The sequence below is a fragment of the Janthinobacterium sp. GW823-FHT01H08 genome (assembly GCF_058797855.1).
In genome coordinates, this window is the sequence record NZ_CM179504.1 from 1,136,607 (window position 1) to 1,160,836 (window position 24,230).

21 protein-coding genes are annotated in these 24,230 nt (G+C 62.5%); 13 read left to right on the forward strand and 8 right to left on the reverse strand.

All coding sequences use genetic code 11. From position 1 onward, the window contains the following. Positions 1-81 precede the first annotated feature (81 nt). The gene (locus tag AC3RCG_RS05085) at positions 82-1,188 is read left to right on the forward strand and encodes an S-(hydroxymethyl)glutathione dehydrogenase/class III alcohol dehydrogenase (protein ID WP_035824628.1); all 1,107 of its coding nucleotides are present in this window, start codon (positions 82-84) and stop codon (positions 1,186-1,188) included. A 186-nt stretch (positions 1,189-1,374) separates the two neighbouring features. Next, entirely contained in the window at positions 1,375-2,229 is an 855-nt protein-coding gene (locus tag AC3RCG_RS05090) for a hypothetical protein (protein WP_492403469.1), read from the forward strand. Here AC3RCG_RS05090 and AC3RCG_RS05095 read toward each other — a convergent pair. Further along, positions 2,226-2,501 carry a hypothetical protein gene (locus AC3RCG_RS05095; protein ID WP_492403468.1) on the reverse strand — a complete coding sequence of 92 codons (276 nt, stop codon included), beginning with the start codon at positions 2,499-2,501 and terminating at the stop codon, positions 2,226-2,228. The two genes, AC3RCG_RS05090 and AC3RCG_RS05095, sit on opposite strands and share 4 nt — an antisense overlap. Positions 2,502-2,610: 109 nt before the next feature. Between AC3RCG_RS05095 and AC3RCG_RS05100 the strand changes: the two genes are divergently transcribed. Continuing rightward, positions 2,611-4,920, forward strand: coding sequence for a UvrD-helicase domain-containing protein (locus AC3RCG_RS05100; protein ID WP_070278250.1), 2,310 nt, complete (start codon positions 2,611-2,613; stop codon positions 4,918-4,920). Between the two features lie 318 nt (positions 4,921-5,238). Here AC3RCG_RS05100 and AC3RCG_RS05105 read toward each other — a convergent pair whose 3' ends face one another. The 3 genes from AC3RCG_RS05105 to AC3RCG_RS05115 all read right to left on the reverse strand — a co-directional run bounded on the left by AC3RCG_RS05105 (position 5,239) and on the right by AC3RCG_RS05115 (position 7,469). After that, complete coding sequence (locus tag AC3RCG_RS05105; RefSeq protein ID WP_070290041.1) at positions 5,239-6,030, reverse strand: BPSS1780 family membrane protein; 792 nt, start codon at positions 6,028-6,030, stop codon at positions 5,239-5,241. 2 nt (positions 6,031-6,032) lie between these two features. After that, a complete protein-coding gene (locus tag AC3RCG_RS05110; protein WP_492403467.1) occupies positions 6,033-6,989 on the reverse strand; it encodes a homoserine kinase in 957 nt (318 codons plus the stop codon). Positions 6,990-7,073: 84 nt separating this feature from the next. Continuing rightward, a complete protein-coding gene (locus AC3RCG_RS05115) occupies positions 7,074-7,469 on the reverse strand; it encodes a hypothetical protein (protein ID WP_070312407.1) in 396 nt (131 codons plus the stop codon). 292 nt (positions 7,470-7,761) lie between these two features. Here AC3RCG_RS05115 and polA point away from each other — a divergent pair, with 292 nt between their 5' ends. Together polA and AC3RCG_RS05125 are read left to right on the forward strand one after the other, a co-directional pair. Then, complete coding sequence (gene polA / locus AC3RCG_RS05120; protein WP_492403465.1) at positions 7,762-10,524, forward strand: DNA polymerase I; 2,763 nt, start codon at positions 7,762-7,764, stop codon at positions 10,522-10,524. Between the two features lie 163 nt (positions 10,525-10,687). Beyond that, positions 10,688-11,572: a dienelactone hydrolase family protein gene (locus AC3RCG_RS05125; protein WP_492403464.1), complete on the forward strand. Its 885-nt coding sequence runs from the start codon at positions 10,688-10,690 to the stop codon at positions 11,570-11,572. Positions 11,573-11,670: 98 nt separating this feature from the next. Here the strand turns inward: AC3RCG_RS05125 and AC3RCG_RS05130 are convergent, their stop codons facing one another. Beyond that, positions 11,671-11,952 (reverse strand): hypothetical protein, encoded by a 282-nt coding sequence (locus tag AC3RCG_RS05130; RefSeq protein ID WP_492403568.1) that lies wholly within the window; start codon positions 11,950-11,952, stop codon positions 11,671-11,673. Between AC3RCG_RS05130 and AC3RCG_RS05135 the strand changes: the two genes are divergently transcribed. Together AC3RCG_RS05135 and AC3RCG_RS05140 are read left to right on the forward strand one after the other, a co-directional pair. Further along, on the forward strand, positions 11,840-12,598 hold the full coding sequence (locus AC3RCG_RS05135) for a ZIP family metal transporter (RefSeq protein ID WP_070222636.1): 759 nt from the start codon (positions 11,840-11,842) through the stop codon (positions 12,596-12,598). The genes AC3RCG_RS05130 and AC3RCG_RS05135 overlap by 113 nt on opposite strands. A 276-nt stretch (positions 12,599-12,874) precedes the next feature. Continuing rightward, positions 12,875-14,617: an ABC-F family ATP-binding cassette domain-containing protein gene (locus AC3RCG_RS05140; RefSeq protein WP_492403462.1), complete on the forward strand. Its 1,743-nt coding sequence runs from the start codon at positions 12,875-12,877 to the stop codon at positions 14,615-14,617. Positions 14,618-14,660: 43 nt separating this feature from the next. Here AC3RCG_RS05140 and AC3RCG_RS05145 read toward each other — a convergent pair whose 3' ends face one another. From AC3RCG_RS05145 to AC3RCG_RS05155, 3 genes are read right to left on the reverse strand one after another with little or no spacing between them, the layout of a single operon-like run. Further along, entirely contained in the window at positions 14,661-15,512 is an 852-nt protein-coding gene (locus AC3RCG_RS05145) for a sulfurtransferase (RefSeq protein WP_492403461.1), read from the reverse strand. 13 nt (positions 15,513-15,525) lie between these two features. Beyond that, entirely contained in the window at positions 15,526-16,449 is a 924-nt protein-coding gene (locus AC3RCG_RS05150) for a DMT family transporter (RefSeq protein ID WP_492403459.1), read from the reverse strand. Positions 16,450-16,506: 57 nt separating this feature from the next. Further along, positions 16,507-17,607 (reverse strand): aromatic ring-hydroxylating oxygenase subunit alpha, encoded by a 1,101-nt coding sequence (locus tag AC3RCG_RS05155; RefSeq protein WP_492403457.1) that lies wholly within the window; start codon positions 17,605-17,607, stop codon positions 16,507-16,509. 407 nt (positions 17,608-18,014) lie between these two features. Here AC3RCG_RS05155 and AC3RCG_RS05160 point away from each other — a divergent pair, with 407 nt between their 5' ends. From AC3RCG_RS05160 to AC3RCG_RS05185, 6 genes are all read left to right on the forward strand, one after another. Beyond that, positions 18,015-18,266 (forward strand): exodeoxyribonuclease VII small subunit, encoded by a 252-nt coding sequence (locus tag AC3RCG_RS05160; RefSeq protein ID WP_046683420.1) that lies wholly within the window; start codon positions 18,015-18,017, stop codon positions 18,264-18,266. After that, on the forward strand, positions 18,263-19,174 hold the full coding sequence (locus AC3RCG_RS05165) for a polyprenyl synthetase family protein (protein ID WP_492403455.1): 912 nt from the start codon (positions 18,263-18,265) through the stop codon (positions 19,172-19,174). The genes AC3RCG_RS05160 and AC3RCG_RS05165 overlap by 4 nt, the downstream gene beginning before the upstream one ends. Beyond that, the gene (gene dxs, locus AC3RCG_RS05170; RefSeq protein WP_121668464.1) at positions 19,175-21,043 is read left to right on the forward strand and encodes a 1-deoxy-D-xylulose-5-phosphate synthase; all 1,869 of its coding nucleotides are present in this window, start codon (positions 19,175-19,177) and stop codon (positions 21,041-21,043) included. Between the two features lie 165 nt (positions 21,044-21,208). Then, positions 21,209-23,302 carry an FUSC family protein gene (locus tag AC3RCG_RS05175; RefSeq protein ID WP_409027246.1) on the forward strand — a complete coding sequence of 698 codons (2,094 nt, stop codon included), beginning with the start codon at positions 21,209-21,211 and terminating at the stop codon, positions 23,300-23,302. A 269-nt stretch (positions 23,303-23,571) separates the two neighbouring features. After that, positions 23,572-23,757: a hypothetical protein gene (locus tag AC3RCG_RS05180; RefSeq protein WP_070222622.1), complete on the forward strand. Its 186-nt coding sequence runs from the start codon at positions 23,572-23,574 to the stop codon at positions 23,755-23,757. A gap of 90 nt (positions 23,758-23,847) precedes the next feature. After that, on the forward strand, positions 23,848-24,213 hold the full coding sequence (locus AC3RCG_RS05185) for a glutaredoxin family protein (RefSeq protein ID WP_492403451.1): 366 nt from the start codon (positions 23,848-23,850) through the stop codon (positions 24,211-24,213). The last annotated feature ends 17 nt before the right edge of the window (positions 24,214-24,230 follow it).

Genomic DNA, 24,230 nt, shown 5'->3' on the forward strand with positions numbered 1-24,230 from the left:
CTCGCGCCCGCATGCCTGCCTTGCTATGATGTGGCGATACGGCGCGCTGGCGCGCCTGGTTCAACCATAGACAGGACATACATGAAAACCAAAGCAGCGATTGCATGGAAGGCGGGCGCGCCTTTGACCATCGAAGAAGTCGACCTGGCCGGCCCGCGCGAGGGCGAAGTACTGGTCGAGATCAAGGCCACGGGCATTTGCCACACCGATTACTACACCCTGTCGGGCGCCGACCCGGAAGGCATCTTCCCGTCCATCCTGGGCCATGAAGGCGCCGGCATCGTCGTCGACGTGGGCCCGGGCGTGAAAAGCCTGAAGAAGGATGACCACGTCATCCCGCTGTACACGCCGGAATGCCGCCAGTGCAAATTCTGCCTGTCGCAAAAGACCAACCTGTGCCAGTCGATCCGCTCGACCCAGGGCCGCGGCCTGATGCCGGACGCCACCTCGCGCTTCTCCATCGACGGCAAGCCCATCTTCCACTACATGGGCACCTCCACCTTTTCGAACTACATCGTCGTGCCGGAAATCGCGCTCGCAAAAATCCGCGAAGACGCACCGTTCGACAAGGTCTGCTACATCGGCTGCGGCGTCACCACCGGCGTGGGCGCCGTGCTGTTTACGGCCAAGGTCGAGGCGGGCGCGAATGTCGTCGTGTTCGGCCTGGGCGGCATCGGCCTGAACGTGATCCAGGCGGCGAAGATGGTCGGCGCCGATAAAATCATCGGCGTGGACATCAACCCGGCGCGCCAGGACATCGCGCGCAAGTTCGGCATGACGCATTTTGTCAACGCCAACGAAGTGGAAAACGTCGTCGACACCATCGTGCAGCTGACGGACGGCGGAGCCGACTACAGTTTTGAATGCATCGGCAACACCACCACCATGCGCCAGTCGCTCGAGTGCTGCCACAAGGGCTGGGGCCAGTCCATCATCATCGGCGTGGCGGCGGCCGGCCAGGAAATTTCCACCCGTCCATTCCAGCTGGTGACGGGGCGCGTGTGGAAAGGTTCCGCCTTCGGCGGCGCGCGCGGCCGCACGGACGTGCCGAAGATCGTCGACTGGTACATGGAAGGCAAGCTCAATATCGACGACTTGATCACGCACCGTCTGAAGCTCGACGACATCAACCAAGGTTTCGACCTGATGAAAAGCGGCGAATCGATCCGCTCCGTCGTGCTGTATTAATTGAAATACGCCGTACCACGGCGTTTTTGCGGAGGCTGCGGCCTCCGTTTTTTTTTGCCCCGCGTGCCATCCATCGTCCATGTCTGCCATCCAGGCAAGTCTTTTTGCAGCCTGTCGCACCGCGCTGGAGCCGTGCGCCATCCATCGCTACAGTCAATGCTCCACTACTTTTGCGACGAGGCAGCCATGTCCACTTCCCACCGTTTGATCCTCAGCCTGGCCGGTATTGTGCTTGGCGGCAGCGCGCTGGCCGTGCAGCCGTCGCAGCCGCCCGCGCCGCCGGCCGCACCGGCCGCGCCGAGCAAGAAAATCAATATTTCCATGGGCAGCGGCGATGGCTATGCGCTCGTCGACAGCAGCGAGGATAGCGTCACCATGGCCGGCACCGATGTCGACGGCCAGCAGATCAAGCAGCTGCAGCGTTCGCTCAAGGGGCAGTTCTTGTGGTTCCGCGACCAGGGCAAGGGCTATGTGACGCAGGATGCCGCGCTGCTGGCCCGCGTGCGCGACGCCTGGAAGCCGTCGCAAGATCTGGGCTTTCAGATGAGCGGCCTGGGCAAGCAGATGAGCGAACATGGCAAGGCGATGGGCGAACTGGGCAGCAAGATGGGCGCCCATGGCGCGGCGCAGGCGAACGTCGGCGCGCGCGATGTGGCGCAACTGCAGGCGCTGGGCCGCCAGCAGCAGGAACTGGGCCGCAAGATGGGCGAGGCGGCACGCCGCCAGGCGCAGGCCACCACGGAGACGGCGCGCCGCGCGGCCGGACGCGAGGTGGAACGCCTGCAGCAGCAGATGGAAGATGCGCAGGACGCCATGGAAGAGGTCAACGACCGCATTGCCACCGCGCAAGAACGCGAGGCGGACAAGGTGGATGTGCTGTCGCGCCAGATGGATCAGCGCGGCAAGCCGATGGAAACCCTGGGCAAGCAGATGGAAGCGCTGGGACGCCAGCAGGAAAAAGCCACCAAGGCAGCCGACAAGGCCACACGCCAGGTGATTGCCCAGGCGCTCAGCGAAGGCAAGGCCAAGCCGGTGCGCTAGACTTGGTTCCAGCTGGCGGCCACGGCCCGGTATTGCGCCGGCAGCTGCGCCCTGGCCTCGTCTTCGCTCGCATACACCTCATCCTGCAGCGTATCCCAGCGAGCGTCGCAGCTGAAACGGTAGACGCGCGCCTCGCCCGCATACTGGCACACGGCCAGGCCGTGGATGGCGACGGGGGCGGTGCCGTCTTCACTGGCGACGTGGCCGAAGGGCTGGTCGGACCAGGCCCAGGCCAGTACGCGGGCGCCGTCGAGGTGGGTGGGTGGTGTCATGGGGATAGAGGCCGTTGTGTCGGGATGCCGATTGTAGCGCGCGTGGGTAAAATGGCGCGACCGCTGGACAAATGCACAGTATTTTTAGCCATGCCGGTATAATCACGGGATGCAAAATCTTCTTCACAACCTCAATCCCGAACAATTGGCTGCCGTCACCCTGCCGGCCCAGCATGCGCTGATCCTGGCCGGCGCCGGTTCGGGCAAGACCCGCGTGCTGACCACCCGTATTGCGTGGCTGATCCAGACCCAGCAGGTATCGCCGCCCGGCATCCTGGCCGTGACCTTTACGAATAAAGCCGCCAAGGAAATGCTCACGCGCCTGTCGGCCATGCTGCCGATCAATACGCGCGGCATGTGGATCGGCACCTTCCACGGCCTGTGCAACCGCTTGCTGCGCACGCATTACCGCGACGCGGCCTTGCCGCAGACGTTCCAGATCCTCGATTCGCAGGATCAGCTATCCGTGATCAAGCGCCTGTTGAAGGCGAACAACATCGATGATGAAAAATTCCCGCCGAAGACGGTGATGTATTTCATCAACAATGCCAAGGACCAGGGCTTGCGCGCCACGGACGTGGAAGCGTATGACGCGCACGAGCGCAAGATGGTCGAGCTGTACCAGCTGTACGACGACCAGTGCCAGCGCGAAGGCGTCGTCGATTTTGCGGAATTGCTGCTGCGCACTTACGAGTTGCTCAGCCGCAACCAGCCCTTGCGCGAGCATTACCAGGCGCGTTTCCGCCATATCCTGGTGGACGAGTTCCAGGATACGAACAACCTGCAATACAACTGGCTGAAATTGCTGGCCGGCCATGGCAGCCGCGATGGCGGCGCCCTGTTTGCCGTCGGCGACGATGACCAGAGCATCTACGCCTTCCGCGGCGCGAATGTCGGCAACATGAGCGCCTTCGAGCACGAGTTCCAGGTGAAGAACTTGATCAAGCTGGAGCAGAACTACCGCTCGCACGGCCACATCCTCGACAGCGCCAACGTGTTGATCGCGAACAATAGCAAGCGCCTGGGCAAGAATTTGCGCACGGACGCGGGCCATGGCGAGCAGGTGCGCGTGTATGAAGCCAGTTCCGATTTGCAGGAAGCGCAGTGGATCATCGAAGAGGCGAAAAGCCTGATCGCCGACGGCGCCTCGCGCAGCGAAATCGCGATTCTGTACCGTTCGAACGCGCAGTCGCGCGTGATCGAACACGCGCTGTTCTCGGCCGCGATTCCATACCACGTGTATGGCGGCCAGCGTTACTTCCAGCGCGCCGAGGTCAAGCACGCGATTGCCTATTTGCAATTGATGGACAATCCGCACAATGACTCCGCTTTCTTGCGCGTGGTCAATTTCCCCACGCGCGGCATCGGCATGCGCTCGATCGAGCAATTGCAGGCCGCGTCGGAACAGTACGGCATTTCGCTGTACGCATCCGTGCCGTATGTGGCGGGCAAGGCGGGCAGCGTGCTGGCCGGTTTCGTCAAACTGATCGAAGGCGTGCGCTTCGAAACGCAGCAATTATCTCTGCCGGAAATGGTCAGAGTCGTGCTGGAAGCGAGTACCTTGCTGCAACACTATCAGAATGAAAAGGAAGGCGCCGACCGCATCGAGAATCTGGAGCAGATGGTCAGTGCGGCCAGCCAATTCATTTCCGAGGAAGGTTTTGGACAGGGCGCACCGGCCCACCTGGGCCCAGCAGCCCAGGCGCAGTCGGGCGCGCCCGTCGTCAACCAGGATGGCATCGAGATACTCGACGCGGACGCGCCGCTGCCGGCCGTGATGTCGCCGCTCTCCGCCTTCCTCTCGCACGCGTCGCTGGAAGCGGGCGACAACCAGGCGCAGGCGGGCCAGGATGCGCTGCAGATGATGACGGTACATTCGGCCAAGGGCCTGGAATTCGACAATGTGTTCATTACGGGCCTGGAAGAGGGCCTGTTCCCGCACGAAAGCAGTTCGAAGGAAGACAACGGCGTGGAAGAGGAACGCCGGCTGATGTACGTGGCCATCACGCGCGCGCGCAAGCGGTTGTACATGAGTTTTTCGCAGACGCGCATGCTGCACGGCCAGACGCGCTACAACATGAAGTCGCGCTTCTTCGATGAGTTGCCGGAAGAGTCCTTGAAATGGCTGTCGCCGAAGGTGCAGGCCAACTGGTTCGGCAACCGCAAGTCGGCCTGGGACGAGGCGCCCAAGGTGGCCAGCCTGGGTTCGGACAATGCGATTGCACAAAAGATCGCGCAAAAAGCCACGGGCGGCGGCTGGCGCATCGGCGAATCGGTGGCGCACGCCAAGTTCGGTGAAGGCGTGATCGTCAATATCGAAGGCGGCGGCGGCAATGCGCGCGCGCAGATCAACTTCGGACAGCACGGCATGAAGGTGCTGGACCTGGGGATTGCCAAGCTGGAACGTCTGGGACGGTGATGTGGTACGCGGGATGGCTGACGATGGCGTCGGATTACGCCTTCGGCTAATCCGACCTACGCCAGGAACGGTGATCTGGTCTGGCGCGTAGGTCGGATTAGCGTAGCGTCATCCGACATCATTGTTGGCCTCGCAGCGTCGGATTACGCGGCGTGCCGCCGCTGATCCGACCTACGCTGTGGCATTGCAAGGCATTCGAGAGCGCGTAGGTCGGATTAGCGCAGCGTAATCCGACATCATTGTTGGCGTTGCAAGGCATTCGATATATAAAAAAGGGGCAGCCTGCGCAGGCTGCCCCTTTTTATATCTGGCCGGTGATCACTCTCCGGTCTTGTCCAACGACACCGTCTTGCTCTCATCGACGGGCAGGCCGAAGATTTGCCGGTAGGCGGCGTAGAACGAGCAATGCATGATGATGGTGAGTATCATCGACAGGGGCATCATCAGCTGCATCATCAGCGGCGTGCGGCCAAAGATGACGGCCAGTAACTGGCTGGTGACGACGCTGATGGCGAACCAGGTGGCGGCGAAGACGATGAAGGCCGACAGCGAACGCCAGACGGCGAAAAAGCTGAAGAACAGCGCCTTGCCCAGGCCGGTTTGGCGCCAGTAGATCAGCGGCGCGGCAAAGCAGAAGGCCATGGCGGCCGGCACATACAGCACGATGGCCAGCAGGATGCCCAGGCCCAGGCGCGAGTCGGGGATGGCGGCGCGTGCCGCTTCTTCCGTCAGTTGCCCCGTGACCAGTTTCCACAGCAAGCCGTCGTCCACCAGGGTCGAGGCGCCGATGGCAACGATGGCCATCAGGATGTACAGCACGCCCAGGCCGAACAGGGAAGGAAACGCGGGTTTGCGGAAGCCCGAAATCAAGAGGCTGGGCAGGACGCGCTTGCCCTGGTCGATATTCAGGCAACCTTGCACGAAGGCCACGGAAAACACGGGCACCAGGATGACGGGCAGCAATTGGCCGAGCACGGGCACGATGCTGACGGCCAGCATGCAGAACATATAGCCGAGAAACAGCATCGACATGCCGCCAGGTTGCTTGCGAAACAGGGCGAATCCCTGTTTCACCCATTGCCAACCTGTACTTGCAGGTAATTTTTCCATGTTTAAAACAGTTCCGGAGCAGGTGTGGCGATACGTTCGCGCAGAATGCGTTCGAAATGCGTGGGATCGTGCGGTGTCAGCATTTCCGCTTCGCGCGGCTGGTAATAATCGTACAGGCGCGACAGCCAGAAACGCAGCGCGGCGGCGCGCAGCATCGGTTGCCATGCCGTTTGTTCTTCGTGCGTAAACGGGCGCACGGCCTGGTAGGCGTCGAGCAGGGCGCGCACGCGCACCTTGTCGAGCACGCCCGTGGCCAGGTCCACGCACCAGTCGTTGACGGTGACGGCCACGTCGAACAGCCAGGTGTCGCAGCCGGCAAAGTAAAAGTCGAAAAAGCCCGTCAGGCGCTCGCCGTCAAACATGACGTTGTTGCGGAACAAGTCGGCATGCACGGGACCGCGCGGGATGGCTTTATACGTATCGCAGGCGGCAAAGGCGTCCTGGAAGTGGATTTCCGCGCGCAGCAGGTGCGCCCTGGCATCGTCGAGATGGTGCAAGACCAGCGGCGTGGTAGCGTTCCACCAGTCCAGTCCCCGCAAATTCGGCTGCTGCAGGGGGAAGTCCTGCGCCGCCAGATGCATCTTGGCCAGCATGGCGCCGACGGCGGCGCAATGCACGGCTTGCGGCGCCATCTGCGAGCTGCCGTCGAGTTTGCTGACGATGGCGGCCGGCTTGCCTTGCAGGGCCGTCACCAGTTCGCCATTGGCATTGGCGATCGGCGCGGGCACCAGCACGCCCCGGTCCGCCAAATGGCGCATCAGTTGCAGGTAGAACGGCAATTGCTCGAAGCTGAGGTTTTCAAAGATCGTCAGCACATACTCGCCGCGCTCCGTGCTCAGGAAGAAATTGCTGTTTTCGATGCCGGAGGCGATGCCCTTGAGCGCCAGAGGTTTGCCAAGTGGAAACTGCGTGATCCACTGGCCGATATCGTCCAGGTGTAGCGCGGTAAAAACTGCCATGGGAAAGAGAGGAATGGTCTAAAAGGTCAAAAAAAGCCGGCTGCCCCCGCGCATGGCCGGGGCAGGGCAGAAGAGAGTGGCTGCTTACTTCGCTGGTGCGGGCGGTGCTGGCGCGTCCGCTGCCTCTTCATCGCGTTGTTTCTGTTTCTTCTTGCCCAGATCAAATTCCAGTACTTTCCATTGCGGGCCGCGCAGGGCGCCGCTGTGGGCCTGGTCGGCGCCGGCGGCCGGCTTCATGTAATAGGTGCTGCCGCCGCTGGTGACCTTCACTTCGCTGGTGACGCCCGCTTCGCGTTTTTCGGTAATCTGCTGCTTGGCGGCGGCCGGCGCCACGGTGATGGGCGCTTCGCCCATTTCCTCGATGCGTTCCAGTTGTGGCGGCGCGTCGCTCGGTTTGGCCGGCGTCTGGGCGCTGGCAATGGCTGAACATGCCAGCAGGGGCAGGGCGAGGAATGTCCAGAGTGTCGATGTACGCATCATGATGGGTTCGCTTCCATGTGTGGGACTGCAGCGCGTGCAGTGGTGTAATGCCGTCAATTTATCTATAAGGCATTGTAACAAACTGATAGGCAATGCTGTTTAAATGAACGGAAATGGCTGGCAGCGGCGGCACGCATGCCAGTTCGGGGCCGCCAGGGTGGCAAAAACGCCAGGAGCGGCACGCATTGCGGCCGGTGGCGCGGCCCTAAACTCTGCGATAATTGGACGATATTCCACCCGCCCGCCGCTGTTTCTTCCCGGCTGGCGTGGCTCACCTTATTTTATTGGCATTATGCAAAACACCCTGCTGTTAGTCGACGGTTCCAGTTACCTTTATCGTGCCTTCCATGCGCTGCCCGACCTGCGCAGCCCGGACGGTTACCCCACGGGCGCCATGCACGGCATGGTCAACATGCTGCGCCGCCTGCGCGCCGATTACCCGGCCGCCTACATCGCCTGCGTGTTCGATGCCAAGGGTAAAACTTTCCGCGATGACATGTATCCCGAGTACAAGGCCACGCGCGCCTCGATGCCGGACGACCTGCGGCTGCAGATCGAACCGATCCATGAAGCCGTGCGCGCCATGGGCTGGCCGATTCTGATGGTCGACGGCGTTGAAGCGGACGATGTGATCGGCACCCTGGCCGTGCAGGCGGCGGCCGCCGGCATGAACGTGGTGGTGTCCACGGGCGACAAGGACTTGGCGCAGCTGGTCAACAGCCAGGTGATGCTGATTAATACCATGAGCAATGAAAAGCTCGACGAAGCGGCCGTGCTGGCCAAGTTCGGCGTGCCGCCCAACCGCATCATCGATTATCTGTCGCTGATCGGCGATACGGTCGACAACGTGCCGGGCGTGTCGAAATGCGGGCCGAAAACGGCCGTCAAGTGGCTGACCCTGTACGACAGCCTGGAAGGCGTGATGGAAAACGCGGCCAAGGTGGGCGGCGCCGTGGGGGAAAACCTGCGCACGGCCCTGCCATGGCTGCCGCAGGCGCGCGCCTTGATCACCGTCAAGACCGATTGCGATCTGTCCGGCCATATGACGACGATCGCCGATTCGCTGGTGGCGAAACACGAAGACAAGGAAGCGCTGCTGGCCTTCTTCAACCGCTACGGCTTCAAGGCCCTGCTGCGCGAACTGGGCGCCACGCCGCCGCCGATGTCGCCCGTCGGAGCGCCGCCTGCCGCCGGCGTTTCCGTCGTCAACACGACGGGCGACATGTTCGCCGATGCCGCGCCAGCGGTGGAAGCCGAGTATGAAACCGTGCTGACGGATGCCCAGCTCGACAAATGGATCGCGCTGATCGATGCGGCTGCCCTGACGGCCGTGGACACGGAAACCACCTCGCTGGAACCGATGACGGCGCAAATGGTCGGCATTTCCCTCTCCGTGGCCGAGCACGCCGCCTGCTACATCCCGCTGGCCCACGATTATGCGGGCGCGCCGGAGCAGTTGACGCGCGAACACGTGCTGGCGAAATTGCGCCCGTGGCTCGAAGATGAAACCAAGCCCAAGCTGGGGCAGAACCTGAAGTATGACAGCCACATCTTCGCCAACCATGGCGTGATTCTGCGCGGCATCGCCCACGACACCTTGCTCGAATCGTATGTGTTCGAGTCGCACAAGAAGCACGACATGGACAGCCTGGCCCTGCGCCACCTGAACTACACGACTATCCCGTTCGAGGACGTGTGCGGCAAGGGCGCCAAGCAGATCACCTTCAACCAGGTCGAGGTGGAACAGGCTGCGAAATACGCGGCCGAAGATGCCGACGTCACCTTGCGCTTGCACAATGCCATGTGGGGCAACGTGGCGAACGATGAAAAACTCACCTTCATCTATGAAAAGATCGAGATGCCGACGGCCGTGGTCTTGCAAAAGATCGAGCGCAACGGCGTGCTGATCGACGACGAATTGCTCAACATCCAGTCGGCCGAGCTGGCCGTGAAGATCCTCGAGCTGGAAAAGAAGGCGTATGAACTGGCCGAGCAGCCGTTCAACCTGGGTTCGCCCAAGCAGATCGGCGAAATCTTCTTCGAGAAATTGAAGCTGCCGGTGGTCAAGAAGACCCCGACGGGCGCGCCCTCGACGGATGAAGAAGTCTTGCAAAAGCTGGCCGAGGATTATCCGCTGCCCAAAGTGCTGCTCGAATACAGGGGCATGGCCAAGCTGAAGTCGACCTACACGGACAAATTGCCGAAGATGATCAACGTCACCACGGGCCGCGTGCACACGAACTATGCGCAAGCCGTGGCCGTGACGGGGCGGCTGGCGTCGAACGACCCGAACTTGCAGAATATCCCCATCCGCAGCGCGGAAGGCCGCCGCATCCGCGAAGCGTTCATTGCGCCGCCGGGCAGCCACATCGTGTCGGCCGACTATTCGCAGATCGAATTGCGCATCATGGCGCATATCTCGGGCGATGAAGCGATGTTGCGCGCGTTTGCCGACGGCATCGACATTCACCGCGCTACGGCCGCCGAGATCTTTGGCGTGCCGGCCGCGGAAGTGCAGAGCGAGCAGCGCCGCTACGCCAAGGTCATCAACTTCGGTTTGATCTACGGCATGAGCGCTTTCGGCCTGGCCGGTAACCTGGGCGTGGACCGCACGGCCGCACAAAGCTATATCGACCGTTACTTTGCCCGTTTTTCCGGAGTGAAACAGTACATGGAAGACACGCGCCAGCAAGCCAAGGCGCGCGGCTACGTGGAAACCGTGTTTGGCCGCCGTTTGTGGTTACCGGAAATTAATTCGCCGAACGGCCCGCGCCGCCAGGGCGCGGAACGGGCCGCGATCAACGCGCCGATGCAGGGCACGGCTGCCGACCTCATCAAGCTGGCCATGATCGCCGTGCAAGGCTGGCTGGAAACGGATGGCTTGCAGACGAAGATGATCATGCAGGTGCACGATGAACTGGTGCTGGAAGTGCCGGACGCGGAACTGGAACTGGTCAAGCGCAAGCTGCCGGAACTGATGGCCGGTGTGGCCGCGCTGAAAGTGCCGCTGACGGCCGAGGTAGGCGTAGGCAGGAACTGGGACGAAGCGCATTGATGCTGCGTCGGCTTACGCGGGGCATGCCCCGCTAAGCCGACCTACATGTTTAATTCAGCAATGACCGTAGCCCGAACACATGTTTACTTGAGCAATGACCGTAGGTCGGCTTAGCGCAGCGTAAGCCGACATTGTTTGTCAACACACCTTTCAGGAGTAACGCATGAGCGACATGATCACCGATTGTGAAAGTTTGCTGGGCCAGAGCAGCGTGTCCGGGCCGGACGGCAGGCGCGGTTTCCTGAAGGTGGCGCTGGGCGCGGGCTTTGCCGTGGCCGTGCTGCCCGTGGCGGCGCAAAACGTCATCAAGACGGATTCCGCCGGGCTCGTCACGGGCACCATGTCGGTGATGGTCGATGGCCAGGCCGTGCCCGTGTATGCGGCCCAGCCGGAAGGCAAGACGGGTTTGCCCGTGGTATTGGTTATTTCGGAAATCTTTGGCGTGCATGAACATATCGCCGACATGGCGCGCCGCTTCGCCAAGCAGGGTTACCTGGCGCTGGCGCCCGACCTGTTCGTGCGCCAGGGCGATCCCACCAAGGTGGCCAGCATCCCGGAATTGATGAAAGGCATCATCGCCAAGACGCCGGATGCGCAAGTGATGGCGGACCTCGATGCGGTTGTTGCGTGGGCGAAACAGAATGGCGGCGACACGAGCCGCCTGGGCATCACGGGCTTTTGCTGGGGCGGCCGCATCACGTGGCTGTACGCGGCGCACAATCCGGCCGTCAAGGCGGGCGTGGCCTGGTATGGCCGCCTCGTGGGCGAAGCGACTGCCTTGCAGCCGAGCAACCCCATCGACATCGCCGCCACCTTGAAAGTGCCCGTGCTGGGCTTGTATGGCGGCAAGGATACGGGCATCACGCAGGAATCGATCGCGAAGATGAAGGAGGCGCTGGCCAAGGGCGGCAACCAGTCGGAATTCGTCGTGTATCCCGATGCGGGCCACGCCTTCAATGCCGATTACCGCCCCAGCTATGTGGCGGCCGATGCGAAAGACGGCTATGCGCGCTGCCTGGCCTGGTTCAAAAAGCATGGCGTTGCCTGAGGTTGCAAGCTGAACGGCGCTAAAAGTGCCTGATTGCCACATTTTTTTCCAGAAGTTGCCGCGAAAGGCGCACCGGGCTGTAAAATGCCCGGTTCGCGTCAATGCAGTACAATTGCATCTTCAATGCGCCACGCTGCCGCCAAGCGCGCACAAGATTGAATAATAAGCAACACCATACAGATCAAGCCAGACGCCAGCATTGCGGGCGCCCGTAGGCCGGCGCCATTTTGAGGTAAGAAAATCATCGATCCCGTCCTTATATCCATTTTGCTCGCGACCACGATCGCGGGCGTCTTCAGCATTACTGCGGCGGCGATCTTTTCGTTTGCATTCCTGTCCAAAGTGGTCGAGCGCATGGTCAGCTTGTCCGTCGGCATCATGTTGTCGACGTCCTTGCTGCATGCCTTGCCCGAAGCGTTCGAATCGCAGGCGGACCCGCGCAGCCTGTTCGCCACCCTGCTGGCGGGCTTGCTGGCCTTTTTCATGCTGGAAAAATTCGCCATCCTGCGCCATTCGCACCACCACGAAGGCGACGGCCACCACCATGCGCACGGCCACGACAAGCACGAGGCGGGCAAGGCCGGCTGGATGATCCTCGTCGGCGACGGCATGCACAACTTTACGGACGGCATCTTGATCGCGGCCGCCTTCCTGGCCGACCCGAAGCTGGGCCTGGTCACGGGCCTGGCCATCATCGCGCATGAAATCCCGCAGGAAATCGGCGATTTTATTGTACTGCTCAACGCCGGTTTCTCGCGCCTGCGCGCCTATGTCTTCAATCTGCTGTGCAGTCTGATGGCGGTGGCGGGCGGCCTGCTTGGCTATTTCACCCTGGACCGCGCCAGCAACCTGATCCCGTACGTGCTCGTGTTCGCCTCGTCCGGCTTCATCTATATTGCCTTGTCCGACCTGATGCCGCAGATGCAGCGCCGCGCCACCTTGCGCGAAACCATCCCGCAAGTGCTGCTGATCGCGCTGGGCGTGTGCATCGTGCTGTTTTTGACGCATAAGCGCCACGGCGGTTGATGCACTGATTCGGTGCCGCAGTACCACTTATGCTATATTGCCTTTCTGACTAACTTGCACAGAAAGGAGGAAAATATCATGGAAGAAAACTTGTTGCTCGCCTTGTGGCGCGCACGCTCTTTTAGCGCATTTGCCAGCTCTTGCCCACGTTCTATCGCGCTGCGATAACCTGGCCAGAGCAAAGTTACCCTCCTCTACGAGTCCTTTCCTGGTACTCCGTTGTCGTTAGCGCTCCTGTTAACGCGGATGCTTGCATCCCGAACAAAGACAAGAGCCATGACTACCCTGATTTCTACCCAAGCTTTACAACTGGATACCCACGACGGTTTCCTCTTCAACGAACTCGCCTTTACCCTGCGCCAGGGCGACCGCATCGGCCTGATCGGCCACAATGGCTGCGGCAAATCCACCTTGCTGGGCCTGCTCAGCGGCACGCGGGAAGCCACTGCCGGCACCATCCACTATGCCCGTGCCTGCCGCCTGCAGCACGTGGAGCAGCACTTGCCGCCGGAACTTGCCAGCCTGAGCCTGTACGACGCCTTGCTGGCGCCCGTGCTGGAGCAGCCCGAGCTGCATTGGCGTGTCGAGAGCCTGCTTGCCGAGTTAGGCTTCGAGCACGAGACGGCGCAAGTGCCCGTGCATTCCCTGTCCGGCGGCCAGCACACGCGGCTGCTGCTGGGACGCGCCCTGCTGCAGGAGCCGAACGTGCTGCTGCTCGACGAGCCGAGCAATCATCTGGACTTGCCGTCGCTGCTGTGGCTGGAGCAATTCCTGCTGCGCTGGCGCGGCGCCTTCATCCTCGTCTCGCACGACCAGCGCCTGCTCGACAACGTGGCCACGCGCAGCTGGATCTTGCGCGATAGCCGCCTGTACGACTTCGACTTGCCGTGCGGTCCCGCGCTGGCGGCCCTGGCCGAAGCCGATCTGGCCGCTGCCGCCCGGCATGCGGCCGAACAGAAGGAAATCGACCGTTTGTCCGCCAGCAGCGCCCGCCTGGCCCTGTGGGGCCGCACCTATGACAATGAAGACCTGGCGCGCAAGGCCAAGACCATGCAGCGGCGCATCGACAAATTGAAGGATGCGCAATCATTCGTCAGCGATGGCGCACCGTGGCGTTTGAGTTTGCGCGGCAAGCCGCTGGCGGCCGACCAGTTGCTGGCGCTGGACGCCCTGGACGTGCGCGCCGTGCCCGCTTCCCCGCTGTTGTTCCACACCGGTCAGCTGTGGCTGAAACCGGGCGACCGGGTCGCCTTGCTGGGTGCCAACGGCAGCGGCAAGTCGTCCTTGCTGCGCCTGTGCTGGCAAGCGATCCAGGAACAGGAGGAGCGGGCGGACTTGCGCTGGCACCACGCCGCCAGCATCGGCTATTACGACCAGTCGCTCAGGCAACTGGCCGATACGGCCGATTTATCCGACGCCCTGTACCCGTTTGCCGTGCAGAACGAAGCTGCGCGCAGCCAGGTGGCGCGCAAGCAAGCGTTGATCTCGGCCGGTTTCCCGTATGCGCGCCATGGCCAGACGGTGGCGACCCTGAGCGGCGGCGAGCGGGCGCGGCTGTTGTTCCTGGGGCTGTCCCTGGCCAGCTATCATTTATTGTTGCTCGATGAACCCAGCAACCACCTGGACATGCAGGGCAAGGCGGAACTGGGGCAAGCCTTGCGCGGCTTTGCAGGCGGCTGCCTGCTGGTGTCGCACGACCGCGACCTGATCGAAACGGCCTGCAACCGCTTTTGGGTAGTGGCCGATGGCCGGCTGGAAGAGTGGCCGGATGCGGCCAGCGCGTATGCACGCCTGAGTGCCGAGGATGGACAGGCGCCGTTGCCGGTGCCGCGCGTGGAAACGGCTGCGCTTGCGCCAGCGCAAACCGACGTTGATGTTCAACTGGAACGCTTGTGCGAACTGGAGCAATTGCTGGCGGAAGACCTGGCGAGAAAACCGCGCCACCAGAAGCCGGCCAGCCAGCAGGCGTGGCAGGCGGAACTGGCGCAGTTGAATCAATCGCTGGGGATAACATCATAGTTATCCACTGGATATGAAAAAGCGGACCGAGGTCCGCTTTTTTTTAGTTGCCCGTCGCCACCGGCCGCGCCGGATCGGCGCACCATTCGCTCCACGAACCGGGATACAGGGCCGCGCCAGGTAAACCGGCCACTTCCAGGGCCAGCAGGTTGTGGCATGCCGTCACGCCGGAGCCGCACTGCATGACGGCCGCTTGCGGTGCGTCAAACAGGGCGCTGAAATCGCGCCGCAGTGCTTCCGCGCTTTTAAAGCGGCCGTCCGCCTGCAAGTTATCCTTGAAGAAACGGTTTTTCGCGCCCGGGATGTGGCCGCCCACGGGGTCGATGGTTTCGTTTTCGCCGCGGTAGCGGTCGGGGGCGCGCGCGTCGATCACCGTCAAGGCTTGCGTTTCCAGGTTGGCGACGACGTCCTGCACGCTGACCGTGCGCGTCAGGCTGGCCTTTTCCGTCAGCTTGCCGACAGGGCGCGGTGCCACGGGCGTGACCAGCGGCAAGCCTTGTGCCTGCCAGGCGGCCAGGCCGCCGTCGAGCACGGCCACATTCGGGTGGCCGAGCCAGCGCAGCAGCCACCACAAACGGGCGGCGAACATGCCGCCCTGGCCATCGTACGCCACCATTTGCGTGTCGTCATCGATGCCCCAGCCGCGCAGGGTGGCCAGCAGCGCGTTGCGGTCGGGCAAGGGATGCCGGCCCGTAAATGCCGGGCCACGGGCCGTCTTGGGGCCGGACAAGGCCGTGTCGATGTCGGCGAACTGCGCGTTCTGGATATGCGCGGCGGCAAACGCGTCGCTGCCCGCTGCCGGGTTGAGCAAGTCGTGGCGGCAATCAAGGATGACCCAGTGGCTGTCATTCAGGTGGTCGGCCAGTTCGCTGGCCTGGATCAAGGTGGTGTACATCAGCAACGCTCCTTTACACTTCGCTGGCGATGGGATCCGTGCGCGCGATGGCGGCACCACGGGCCGTGTTGCGGGTATTGTAATAGGTGGCCGCGATGCCCGAGACGAGAATGATGGCGATGCCGGCCCAGCCATGCCAGTCGAACAGGTCGCCGAAGATCACCACGCCCCAGAAGCTGGAAAAGACGATGCCTGTGTACTGTAAATTGGCAACCACGAGGGTCTTGCCCAAGCGATAGGAGCGCGTCATGGCCATCTGCGCCATGGTGGCGCACAAGCCGATGGCGGCCAGCAAGCCGATGCCGTAGGCGCTCGTGTGCATGTGCCAGACGACGGGGCCGCCGCCGGCGCTGGCCACGTGGCCGATCACGCCGGCCAGGAAATTGACGACCGAGAAATAGAACACGACCCGGTATTCGGGCTCGCCCAGCAAGCCCAGTTTGCGCACCTGCAAGTAGGCGAGGGCCGACAGCATGCCGGAAATCAAGGCCGTGATGGCGCCGCTCAGCTGGTCCGTCTCGAACACGGGTTGCAGCAGCAACGTCACGCCGACAAAGCTCATGGCAATGGCCGCCACCAGCGGCCACTCGACCTGTTGCATGCCTTTCCACCAGCCGCCCGCGAGTAAAATCACGGCGATCCAGATGGGCGCCATGTAATTGAGGGTCATGGCCGTGGCCAGCGGCAGGATGGCGATGGCATAAAACCACAGCCACAGGGCGATCACGCCCACCACGCCGCGCCACAGATGCTGGCCCGGCATCGTGGTCTTAAAGCTGCCGCCCTGGTACAGAATCGTGCAGCTCATGACGAGCATGCCGATGATGCCGCGGTACATGACGATTTCCGAGGTCGAATACAGATCCGACGCCAGTTTCACGCACACGCCCATGATGGCGAACATAAAACTGGCAAACAGCATCCATAAAGATTGCATGAGTAAATCCTGACGATGAAAATGAAAAAGGGCCGCGCAATGCGGCCCTTGAGGGAATTACAGTTCGATATTGTTGCGATACCACTCGTGGAAATGCTGCATGCCGTCTTCCATGGGCGATTGGTAAGGGCCCACTTCGTTCACGCCGCGCGCCATCAGGACCTTGCGGCCCGCATCCATGCGCTGGGCGATTTCATCGTCCTCGACGCAGGTTTCCATGTAGGCAGCCCGTTCCGCTTCGACGAAGTCGCGCTCGAACAGCACAATTTCTTCGGGGTAATAGAACTCCACCACATTGCGCGTTTTTTGCGGGCCGTCGGGCCACAGGGTCGAGACGACCAGCACGTGCGGATACCATTCGACCATGATGTTCGGATACAGGGTCAGCCAGATGGCGCCATACGGCGGCGCTTCGCCGCCGCGGAATTGCAGCACCTGCTCCTGCCATTTCTTGTAGGCAGGCGAGCCGGCCTGCTGCAGGCCGCGGTGCACGCCCACCGTCTGCACGCTGTAATCCTTGCCGAATTCCCAGCGCAGGTCGTCGCAGCTGACGAAGCTGCCCAGGCCCGGGTGGAACGGTTCGACGTGATAATCCTCGAGGTAGACTTCGATGAAGGTCTTCCAGTTGTAGTCGCACTCGTGGATTTCCACGTGGTCGAACATATAGCCGGAAAAATCGAGGTCTTTCGAGACGGACAAATCTTTCAATTTTTCCATCACGTTGTAGCCATTTTGCTCGAACAGCAAGCCATTCCAGCTTTGCAGCGGCGTTTTCGACAGGTTCAGGCACGGCGTCTCGGGGAAGTGCGGCGCGCCGATCAATTCACCCTTGAGGTCGTAGGTCCAGCGGTGCAGCGGGCAGACGATGTTATTTGCGTTGCCGCGGCCATTGAACATCAGCGCCTGCCGGTGGCGGCACACGTTGGACAGCACTTCGATGCCATTGGCGTTGCGCACGAGCATGCGCCCTTCGTTCTCAGACGCCAGGGTCGCAAAATCGCCGGTTTCCGGCACCATCAGCTCGTGCCCGACATAGCGCGGGCCGGCTTGGAACAATTGCTGCATTTCACGCTGCAACAGCGTTTCGTCAAAATAGACGTGGACCGGAAGTTGCGCGTTTGAACGCGCCAGCTTGGCGTGAGTAGCCAGATCGGACATCCCAACCCCCCATAAATGTACAACGGTCAGCAGTGCCCCAGGCCATTCCCTGGGCAACCGCTACAGAGAGAAAGAATCCGCAAAGACCTGAATTCAAATTTGTTGAAACGGTATTTCGGACAGAACCGGCGATTATAGCGCGTATCGGCCTCGGCATTATCAAACCCGCCCGGTAAATGCACTACTTTAATGAGAAACATTGTCATTTGGCGTGCAATTTCCGGTAGCAAGGGGCGATTCGGCTAAAATCCACTGACAAGCTGGCAACGCTATTGACTTTGAGCGCGCCGATTGCGCTTAAGTTTTCACTTAATAGTGTGGTTTGTTCTAAAATAACGCTTCTATGCTGGCCGGGAGTCCCCGGCGTCTCCCTACAAGCCCCTCGTGCCACGAAGAGATCTGAGTCTATGTCGAAGAAATTAACTGCCGCTGCCGCAGCGCCGGCCTCGTTTGAAGAGGCGATGGCGGAACTGGCGCAGCTGGTAACGCAAATGGAAGCGGGCCAGTTGCCGCTGGAAGCATCGGTCGCGGCGTACCAGCGCGGCTCGGAACTGGTCAAGTATTGCGCTACCCAGCTCGACAGTGTCGAAGCGCAGGTGAAAGTACTGGAAGGCGACATGTTGAAACCGTTCGTGGATGCCGGCGAGGCCGCCCAATGATGGCCAATGTGCAACAAGACGGCGTGACCTTCGGCGACTGGATGCAAGCGACCCAGTCCGGCGTGGAAGGCCGGCTCGACCAATTCCTGCCGGCGGCAGACGTCGTGCCGCACAAGCTGCACGCTGCCATGCGCTATGCGCTGCTGGGCGGCGGCAAGCGCGTGCGTCCGCTGCTGGTGATGGCGGCCGGCGAACTGTTTGACGCCGATCAAGACACGCTCGCGCGCGCAGCTTGCGCGCTGGAAATGATTCACGTGTATTCGCTCGTGCATGACGACATGCCGTGCATGGATGACGATGCCTTGCGCCGTGGCAAGCCCACCGTGCACATCGCCTACGATGAAGCGACGGCCCTGCTGGTCGGCGACGCGCTGCAATCGCAGGCCTTCATGCTGCTGGCCGACGGCGCGGCGATTCCTCCCGCGCGGCAAATGGCGATGATCCGGCTGCTGGCGCACGCTTCCGGTTCCGCAGGCATGTGCGGCGGCCAGGCGATCGACCTCGACAGCGTCGGCCTGGCCTTGACCTTGCCGCAGCTGGAACAGATGCATCAACTGAAAACGGGCGCCTTGCTGCGCGCAGCCGTGATCCTCGGCGCGCTGGCGGGCAAGGATTTGACGGCGGACGAGATGTCGGCGCTGAACGCGTATGCGCGCGCCGTCGGGCTGGCGTTCCAGGTGGTCGACGACGTGCTCGACGCGACGGCCGATTCGGCCACCCTGGGCAAGACGGCGGGCAAGGATGCTGCCGCCAACAAGCCTACCTACGTATCGATACTGGGGCTGGAACCATCGCGGGCCCTGGCAGAACAATTGCGGTGCGACGCCCATGCGGCGCTGGCGCCATTCGGGGACAAGGCACGCCGTTTGCGCGAGCTGGCGGACCTGGTCGTGCAGCGGAAGGCATAAATGAAACTGTTAGAAACCATCAATGAACCAGCGCAAGTGCGCAAGCTGGCCCGCTCGCAACTGGTGCCGCTGGCGCAGGAATTGCGCAGCTTCCTGCTCGATTCCGTTTCCAAGACGGGCGGCCACTTGTCGTCCAACCTGGGCACGGTCGAGCTGACCGTCGCGCTGCATTACGTCTTCAACACGCCGCACGACCGCATCGTCTGGGACGTGGGCCACCAGACCTATTCGCACAAGATCCTGACGGGCCGCCGCGAGCGCATGCATACCTTGCGCCAGAAAGACGGCATTTCCGGCTTCCCGAAGCGCGACGAGAGCGAATACGACACCTTCGGCACGGCGCACTCGTCGACGTCGATCTCGGCCGCGCTGGGCATGGCCCAGGCCGCCAAGATCAAGGGCGACCCGCTGCATGCGATCGCCGTGATCGGCGACGGCTCGATGACGGCCGGCATGGCCTTCGAGGCGATGAACAATGCGGGTGTGCAGGAAGACGTCAACCTGCTGGTGATTTTGAACGACAACGACATGTCGATCTCGCCGCCTGTGGGCGCGCTGAACCGCCACCTGGCGCGATTGATGTCGGGCCAGTTCTATGCGGCGGCGAAAAATGTCGGCAAATCCGTGCTGCCCGGCCCCGTGCTGGAATTGGCGAAGCGCTTTGAAGAGCACGCCAAAGGCATGGTCGTGCCCGCCACCATGTTCGAGGAATTCGGTTTCAATTACATCGGCCCCATCGACGGCCACGACCTCGATTCGCTGATCCCGACCTTGCAAAACATCAAGCAATTGAAGGGTCCGCAATTCCTGCACGTGGTGACCAAGAAGGGGCAGGGCTACAAGCTGGCCGAGGCGGAACCGATCCTGTACCACGGCACGCCGAAGTTCAATCCCTTGGAAGGCATCAAGCCGGCCACGGCACCGGGCAAGATGACGTACACGGAAGTGTTCGGCAACTGGCTGTGCGACATGGCGGCGCACGACAAGCGCCTGGTAGGCATCACGCCGGCCATGCGCGAAGGCTCGGGCATGGTCAAGTTCGAACAGCAATTCCCGAACCGCTATTTCGACGTCGGTATCGCCGAGCAGCATTCCGTGACGTTTGGCGCCGGCCTGGCCTGCGAAGGCTTGAAACCCGTCGTGGCCATCTATTCGACCTTTTTGCAGCGCGCCTACGACCAGCTGATCCACGACGTGGCCCTGCAAAACCTGGACGTGACGTTCGCGCTGGACCGCGCCGGCCTGGTGGGCGCCGACGGCGCCACGCACGCGGGCAATTACGACATGGCGTTCCTGCGCTGCATCCCGAACATGGTCGTCATGGCTGCGTCCGATGAAAACGAATGCCGCCAGATGCTGACGACGGGCTACCATTATCCGGGCCCCGCCGCCATCCGCTATCCGCGCGGCGCCGGTGCCGGCGTGGCCATCGTGCCGGAACTGACCAGCATCGAGATCGGCAAGGGCGAGATCAAGCGTCACGGCAAGCGCATCGCCATCCTGGCCTTCGGTTCGATGGTGGCGCCGAGCGTGGCGGCCGGCGACAAGCTCGACGCGACGGTGGCCAACATGCGCTTCGTCAAGCCGCTCGACGTGGCACTGGTGAAGCAGCTTGCTGCCGAGCATGATTACCTGGTGACGGTGGAAGAGGGCTGCATCATGGGCGGCGCCGGTTCGGCCGTGGCCGAAGCGCTGGCGGCGGAAGGCATCGTCAAGCCGATTTTGATGCTGGGCTTGCCCGACACCTTCATCGACCATGGCGACCCCGTGCAACTGCTGAAAAGCGTGGGCCTGGACGCCACCGGCATCGCCGCGTCGATCGAGCAGCGTTTTGGCGGCTCCCAGCCGCGCCTGGCTGTCGTCAGCTAAGATTGCTTGTACGCATGAAAGCGGCACTGCGGTGCCGCTTTTTTTTCGACGGCAGGGATTTTACGCTGCACTGCAACATTTTTCGTCCGGGAATGCTACGATGACGCTTTGATACCCCTTTCAAAGCCGATCTTGCATTTCAGGAAACTCCACCGCCGTTCCCGCATGCTGGCAAGCCGCTGGCTGACGGGCATGCACGCCTATACCGACAAGCTGGCGCAGCGCCGTCCCCTGTGGATGGTCAGCCTGGCCATCGACGAAACGAATCTGTCCGAAGGCTTGCGGGCCGCCTGCGCCTCGAGCGCCATGCTGCTGCTGGGCCTGCTGTTCGACCATCCCGATTTTTCCTGGGCCGCCATCGGCGCCTTCTGGACCTGCCTGGCCGACGCGGCCGGCACGCGGCGCATGCGTTTCGTGTCGATGGTGGGTTTCGGCCTGCTGTCGACCGTGGCCGGCGGCCTGACGGCGCTGGCGGCCGGCCATGGCGTGGTGACGGCGGCCATCGCCGTGCTGCTGTTTTCCTGGGCCGGCGCGCTGGCGCGCATCTGGGGCGCGGCCACGGCGCAGGTGGCCATCCTGGCGGCCACGGCCTGCGTGGTGATGGTCACGCATCCATTGCAATCGATGACGCAGACGGCGCCTTTCCTGGGGCTGTACATGTTCGGCTGCCTGTTCGCCACCGTGCTCAGTTTTACGGTGTGGCGCATCCACCCGTTCGGCCCGAGCCGGCGCGCCATCCGCGCCGCGTATTCGCGCCTGGCCGGCATCGCGCGCGACAATGCGCGCTTCCTGGAACAGGGCCCCGCATTGCCGGACGCCGCCGCGCATGGCGCCAGCTACCGTTCGCAGGCGCGCGCCGCGCTGGAAGCGGCGCGGGTGGCGCTGGCCGCCGTGCCGCCCGCGCGCGCGGGCCGCAGCGCCCTGTACGACAATCTGCTGCTGGCGCTCAGCGACGCCGAGCGCATCTTCGCCTATCTGATCGCCGTCACGCATACGTGCGAGCGCGAGCAGCACCGGCTGCGCCAGGACCCGCGCGCGCGGCGCAGCCTGGAAGTGATGGCCGTGCTGCTGCGCCGCCTGGGGCAAGCCGTGCAGCGCCAGCCGGAAACGCCGCCCCTGGAATTGCAGCGCCGCCTGGCCGGCTGCGGACGGCGCCTGGAAGCGGCGCTGGGCGCCTTGCTGCCCTTGCGCCTGAACGTGGAATTCATGGAGCTGGGCTTGCCGCGCGCGACGCAGCTGCCGTGGCGCGAGGCGGCCTTCCTGGCGCTGGGGCAGGCGTGGCAAACGGCGAAAGTCAACGCCACGCCGCAGTCGCTGAGCTGGCGCCACGCGGCGCGCGTGTCGCTGGCGACGACGGCCGGCTTCCTGCTGGTCGAGGCGCTGCATATTCCGTTCGGCTACTGGGCCACCATGGCCACCTTATTGATATTGCAGCCGTCCGTGTCCACCACCTGGCCGCGCGGCATCGAGCGCGTGGCGGGCAGCGTGCTGGGCGCCGTGCTGGCCGTGCTGATCGGCCTCGTCATCTACACGCCGCTGGGCATCTCGCTGGTGGTGTTTCCCCTGATTGTCGCCACGATGGCCTTGCGCCGCGTCAGCTACAGCCTGCACGTGCTGTTCATGACGCCCGCCTTCGTGCTGGTGGCCGACTATGCGGCGCCGGCCAGCGAGATGGTGTATGCGATGAGCCGCCTGGGCAACAACGTGCTCGGCTGCGTGCTGGCCCTGCTGGCCACGTTCTTCCTGTGGCCGGACCGCGAGGCGGACGACCTGGACCAGCGCCTGGCGAAAGCCGTGTCGGCCAACCTGAAATACCTGCTGGCCGTGCTGGCGGCCGGTGGCAAATGGGATAGCGCCATCGCACGCCTGCGCCGCGAGGCGGGGTTGGCCAGCAATAACGCGGAACAGGTCTTGCAGCGCCTGCGCATCGAGCGCCGCCTCGACCGCAGCAGCGGCGTGGGCCTGGCGGCGCTGCGCACCTTGCCGCTGCTGCGCCGCGTGGCGGGCAGCACGGCGCGCATCAGTCTGAGCCCGCAGGCCGAGCCTGCGCCGCCCGAATTGCAACGCTGGATCGCCGAGGTCAGCGGGGAAATCGATGCGCTGCTGCGCGGTGACGCAGATGCCGGCGCGCCTGGCCCCTGCGTTGCCGAGGGCTTGACGGCCCTGCAAGCCGACGCGGTGGCCCAGGTGCAGCTGCTGCGGGGATTATTGCGCGAACATGTGCAGGCGCAGCCCGTGAGCCTGCCTGTGCCGGCCTGAATATAGCCGCCGGCCGGCTGCGCCCGCAACCGGCCTCTCCTGCTTGCGGCGCCAATATTGTATAGACGTTTGACGCCTCCCAATCTCTCCAAATTCCACATTCCATGCGCTTTGCCCGTATATTTTCCAAACTGGAAATTTATCGAAATGAAACGTTGACTCTAAAATAAGTGCGGTCTATATTCGTTTTCGTAGCAAGCAAAGATGACATTTCTTACGACTGGTCTGCCGCGATTGCCTGAGGCAATCGCTCACATGGAGAGTAGTAAATGAAAAAGATTGCAGCATTTATTTTCACCCTGGGATTGAGCGCTTCCTATGCCATGGCTTCCGATATCGGCTGCTCTACCTGCGAGGAGGAGCTGCGGGAATGCACGATGCAAAATGGCGACAGATCCCCGTTTTGCATCGGCAGTTACAAAGCCTGCCTGAGGGTCTGCGACATCGGCTCCTGATCTCCGTGCATTGCCAGGCGGCGGGCAAGCGCATGCTGCGCCGGCCGCCCTCGATCATCTACGTCTCTGATACCTATGATGCAGAAAAAAATGAAAACCATCGCCATGTATGGCCTGATCCTCGCTGCCGGCCTGGGCAGCGGTTATGGCCTGTCCTTGTTGCCGGGCTTGTTCAAGTCGAATTACACCGAGGGCAATTACGCGGCGTATTTCCCGAACGCCCAGGCGAAAGTGGTCTTGTACGGCACGGACTGGTGCGGCTACTGCGCCAAGACGCGCGCGTACTTCAAGGAAAACAAGATCGAATTCGTCGATCTCGATATCGAGAAATCCCCGGACGCGAAAAAAGCCCATGCGGAACTTGGCGGCGGCGGCGTGCCTGTTGTGCTGATCGGCAACCGCAAGATCCAGGGTTTTAATGCGGGCGCGCTGGAAGCGGCGCTGAAGAAAATCTGACGTTCCCACTTGTTAAC

Coding starts and splice junctions, on each gene's coding strand:
- AC3RCG_RS05160 (WP_046683420.1), top strand. CDS start 18,015: ATGTCGAAGAAATTAACTGCCGCTGCCGCAGCGCCGGCCTCGTTTGAA.
- AC3RCG_RS05175 (WP_409027246.1), top strand. CDS start 21,209: ATGCTGGCAAGCCGCTGGCTGACGGGCATGCACGCCTATACCGACAAG.
- AC3RCG_RS05125 (WP_492403464.1), top strand. CDS start 10,688: ATGAGCGACATGATCACCGATTGTGAAAGTTTGCTGGGCCAGAGCAGC.
- polA (WP_492403465.1), top strand. CDS start 7,762: ATGCAAAACACCCTGCTGTTAGTCGACGGTTCCAGTTACCTTTATCGT.
- AC3RCG_RS05110 (WP_492403467.1), bottom strand. CDS start 6,989: ATGGCAGTTTTTACCGCGCTACACCTGGACGATATCGGCCAGTGGATC.
- AC3RCG_RS05150 (WP_492403459.1), bottom strand. CDS start 16,449: ATGCAATCTTTATGGATGCTGTTTGCCAGTTTTATGTTCGCCATCATG.
- AC3RCG_RS05185 (WP_492403451.1), top strand. CDS start 23,848: ATGAAAACCATCGCCATGTATGGCCTGATCCTCGCTGCCGGCCTGGGC.
- AC3RCG_RS05155 (WP_492403457.1), bottom strand. CDS start 17,607: ATGTCCGATCTGGCTACTCACGCCAAGCTGGCGCGTTCAAACGCGCAA.
- AC3RCG_RS05145 (WP_492403461.1), bottom strand. CDS start 15,512: ATGTACACCACCTTGATCCAGGCCAGCGAACTGGCCGACCACCTGAAT.
- AC3RCG_RS05100 (WP_070278250.1), top strand. CDS start 2,611: ATGCAAAATCTTCTTCACAACCTCAATCCCGAACAATTGGCTGCCGTC.
- AC3RCG_RS05115 (WP_070312407.1), bottom strand. CDS start 7,469: ATGATGCGTACATCGACACTCTGGACATTCCTCGCCCTGCCCCTGCTG.
- AC3RCG_RS05090 (WP_492403469.1), top strand. CDS start 1,375: ATGTCCACTTCCCACCGTTTGATCCTCAGCCTGGCCGGTATTGTGCTT.
- AC3RCG_RS05130 (WP_492403568.1), bottom strand. CDS start 11,952: ATGATGCCGACGGACAAGCTGACCATGCGCTCGACCACTTTGGACAGG.
- AC3RCG_RS05105 (WP_070290041.1), bottom strand. CDS start 6,030: ATGGAAAAATTACCTGCAAGTACAGGTTGGCAATGGGTGAAACAGGGA.
- AC3RCG_RS05180 (WP_070222622.1), top strand. CDS start 23,572: ATGAAAAAGATTGCAGCATTTATTTTCACCCTGGGATTGAGCGCTTCC.
- AC3RCG_RS05140 (WP_492403462.1), top strand. CDS start 12,875: ATGACTACCCTGATTTCTACCCAAGCTTTACAACTGGATACCCACGAC.
- dxs (WP_121668464.1), top strand. CDS start 19,175: ATGAAACTGTTAGAAACCATCAATGAACCAGCGCAAGTGCGCAAGCTG.
- AC3RCG_RS05095 (WP_492403468.1), bottom strand. CDS start 2,501: ATGACACCACCCACCCACCTCGACGGCGCCCGCGTACTGGCCTGGGCC.
- AC3RCG_RS05085 (WP_035824628.1), top strand. CDS start 82: ATGAAAACCAAAGCAGCGATTGCATGGAAGGCGGGCGCGCCTTTGACC.
- AC3RCG_RS05165 (WP_492403455.1), top strand. CDS start 18,263: ATGATGGCCAATGTGCAACAAGACGGCGTGACCTTCGGCGACTGGATG.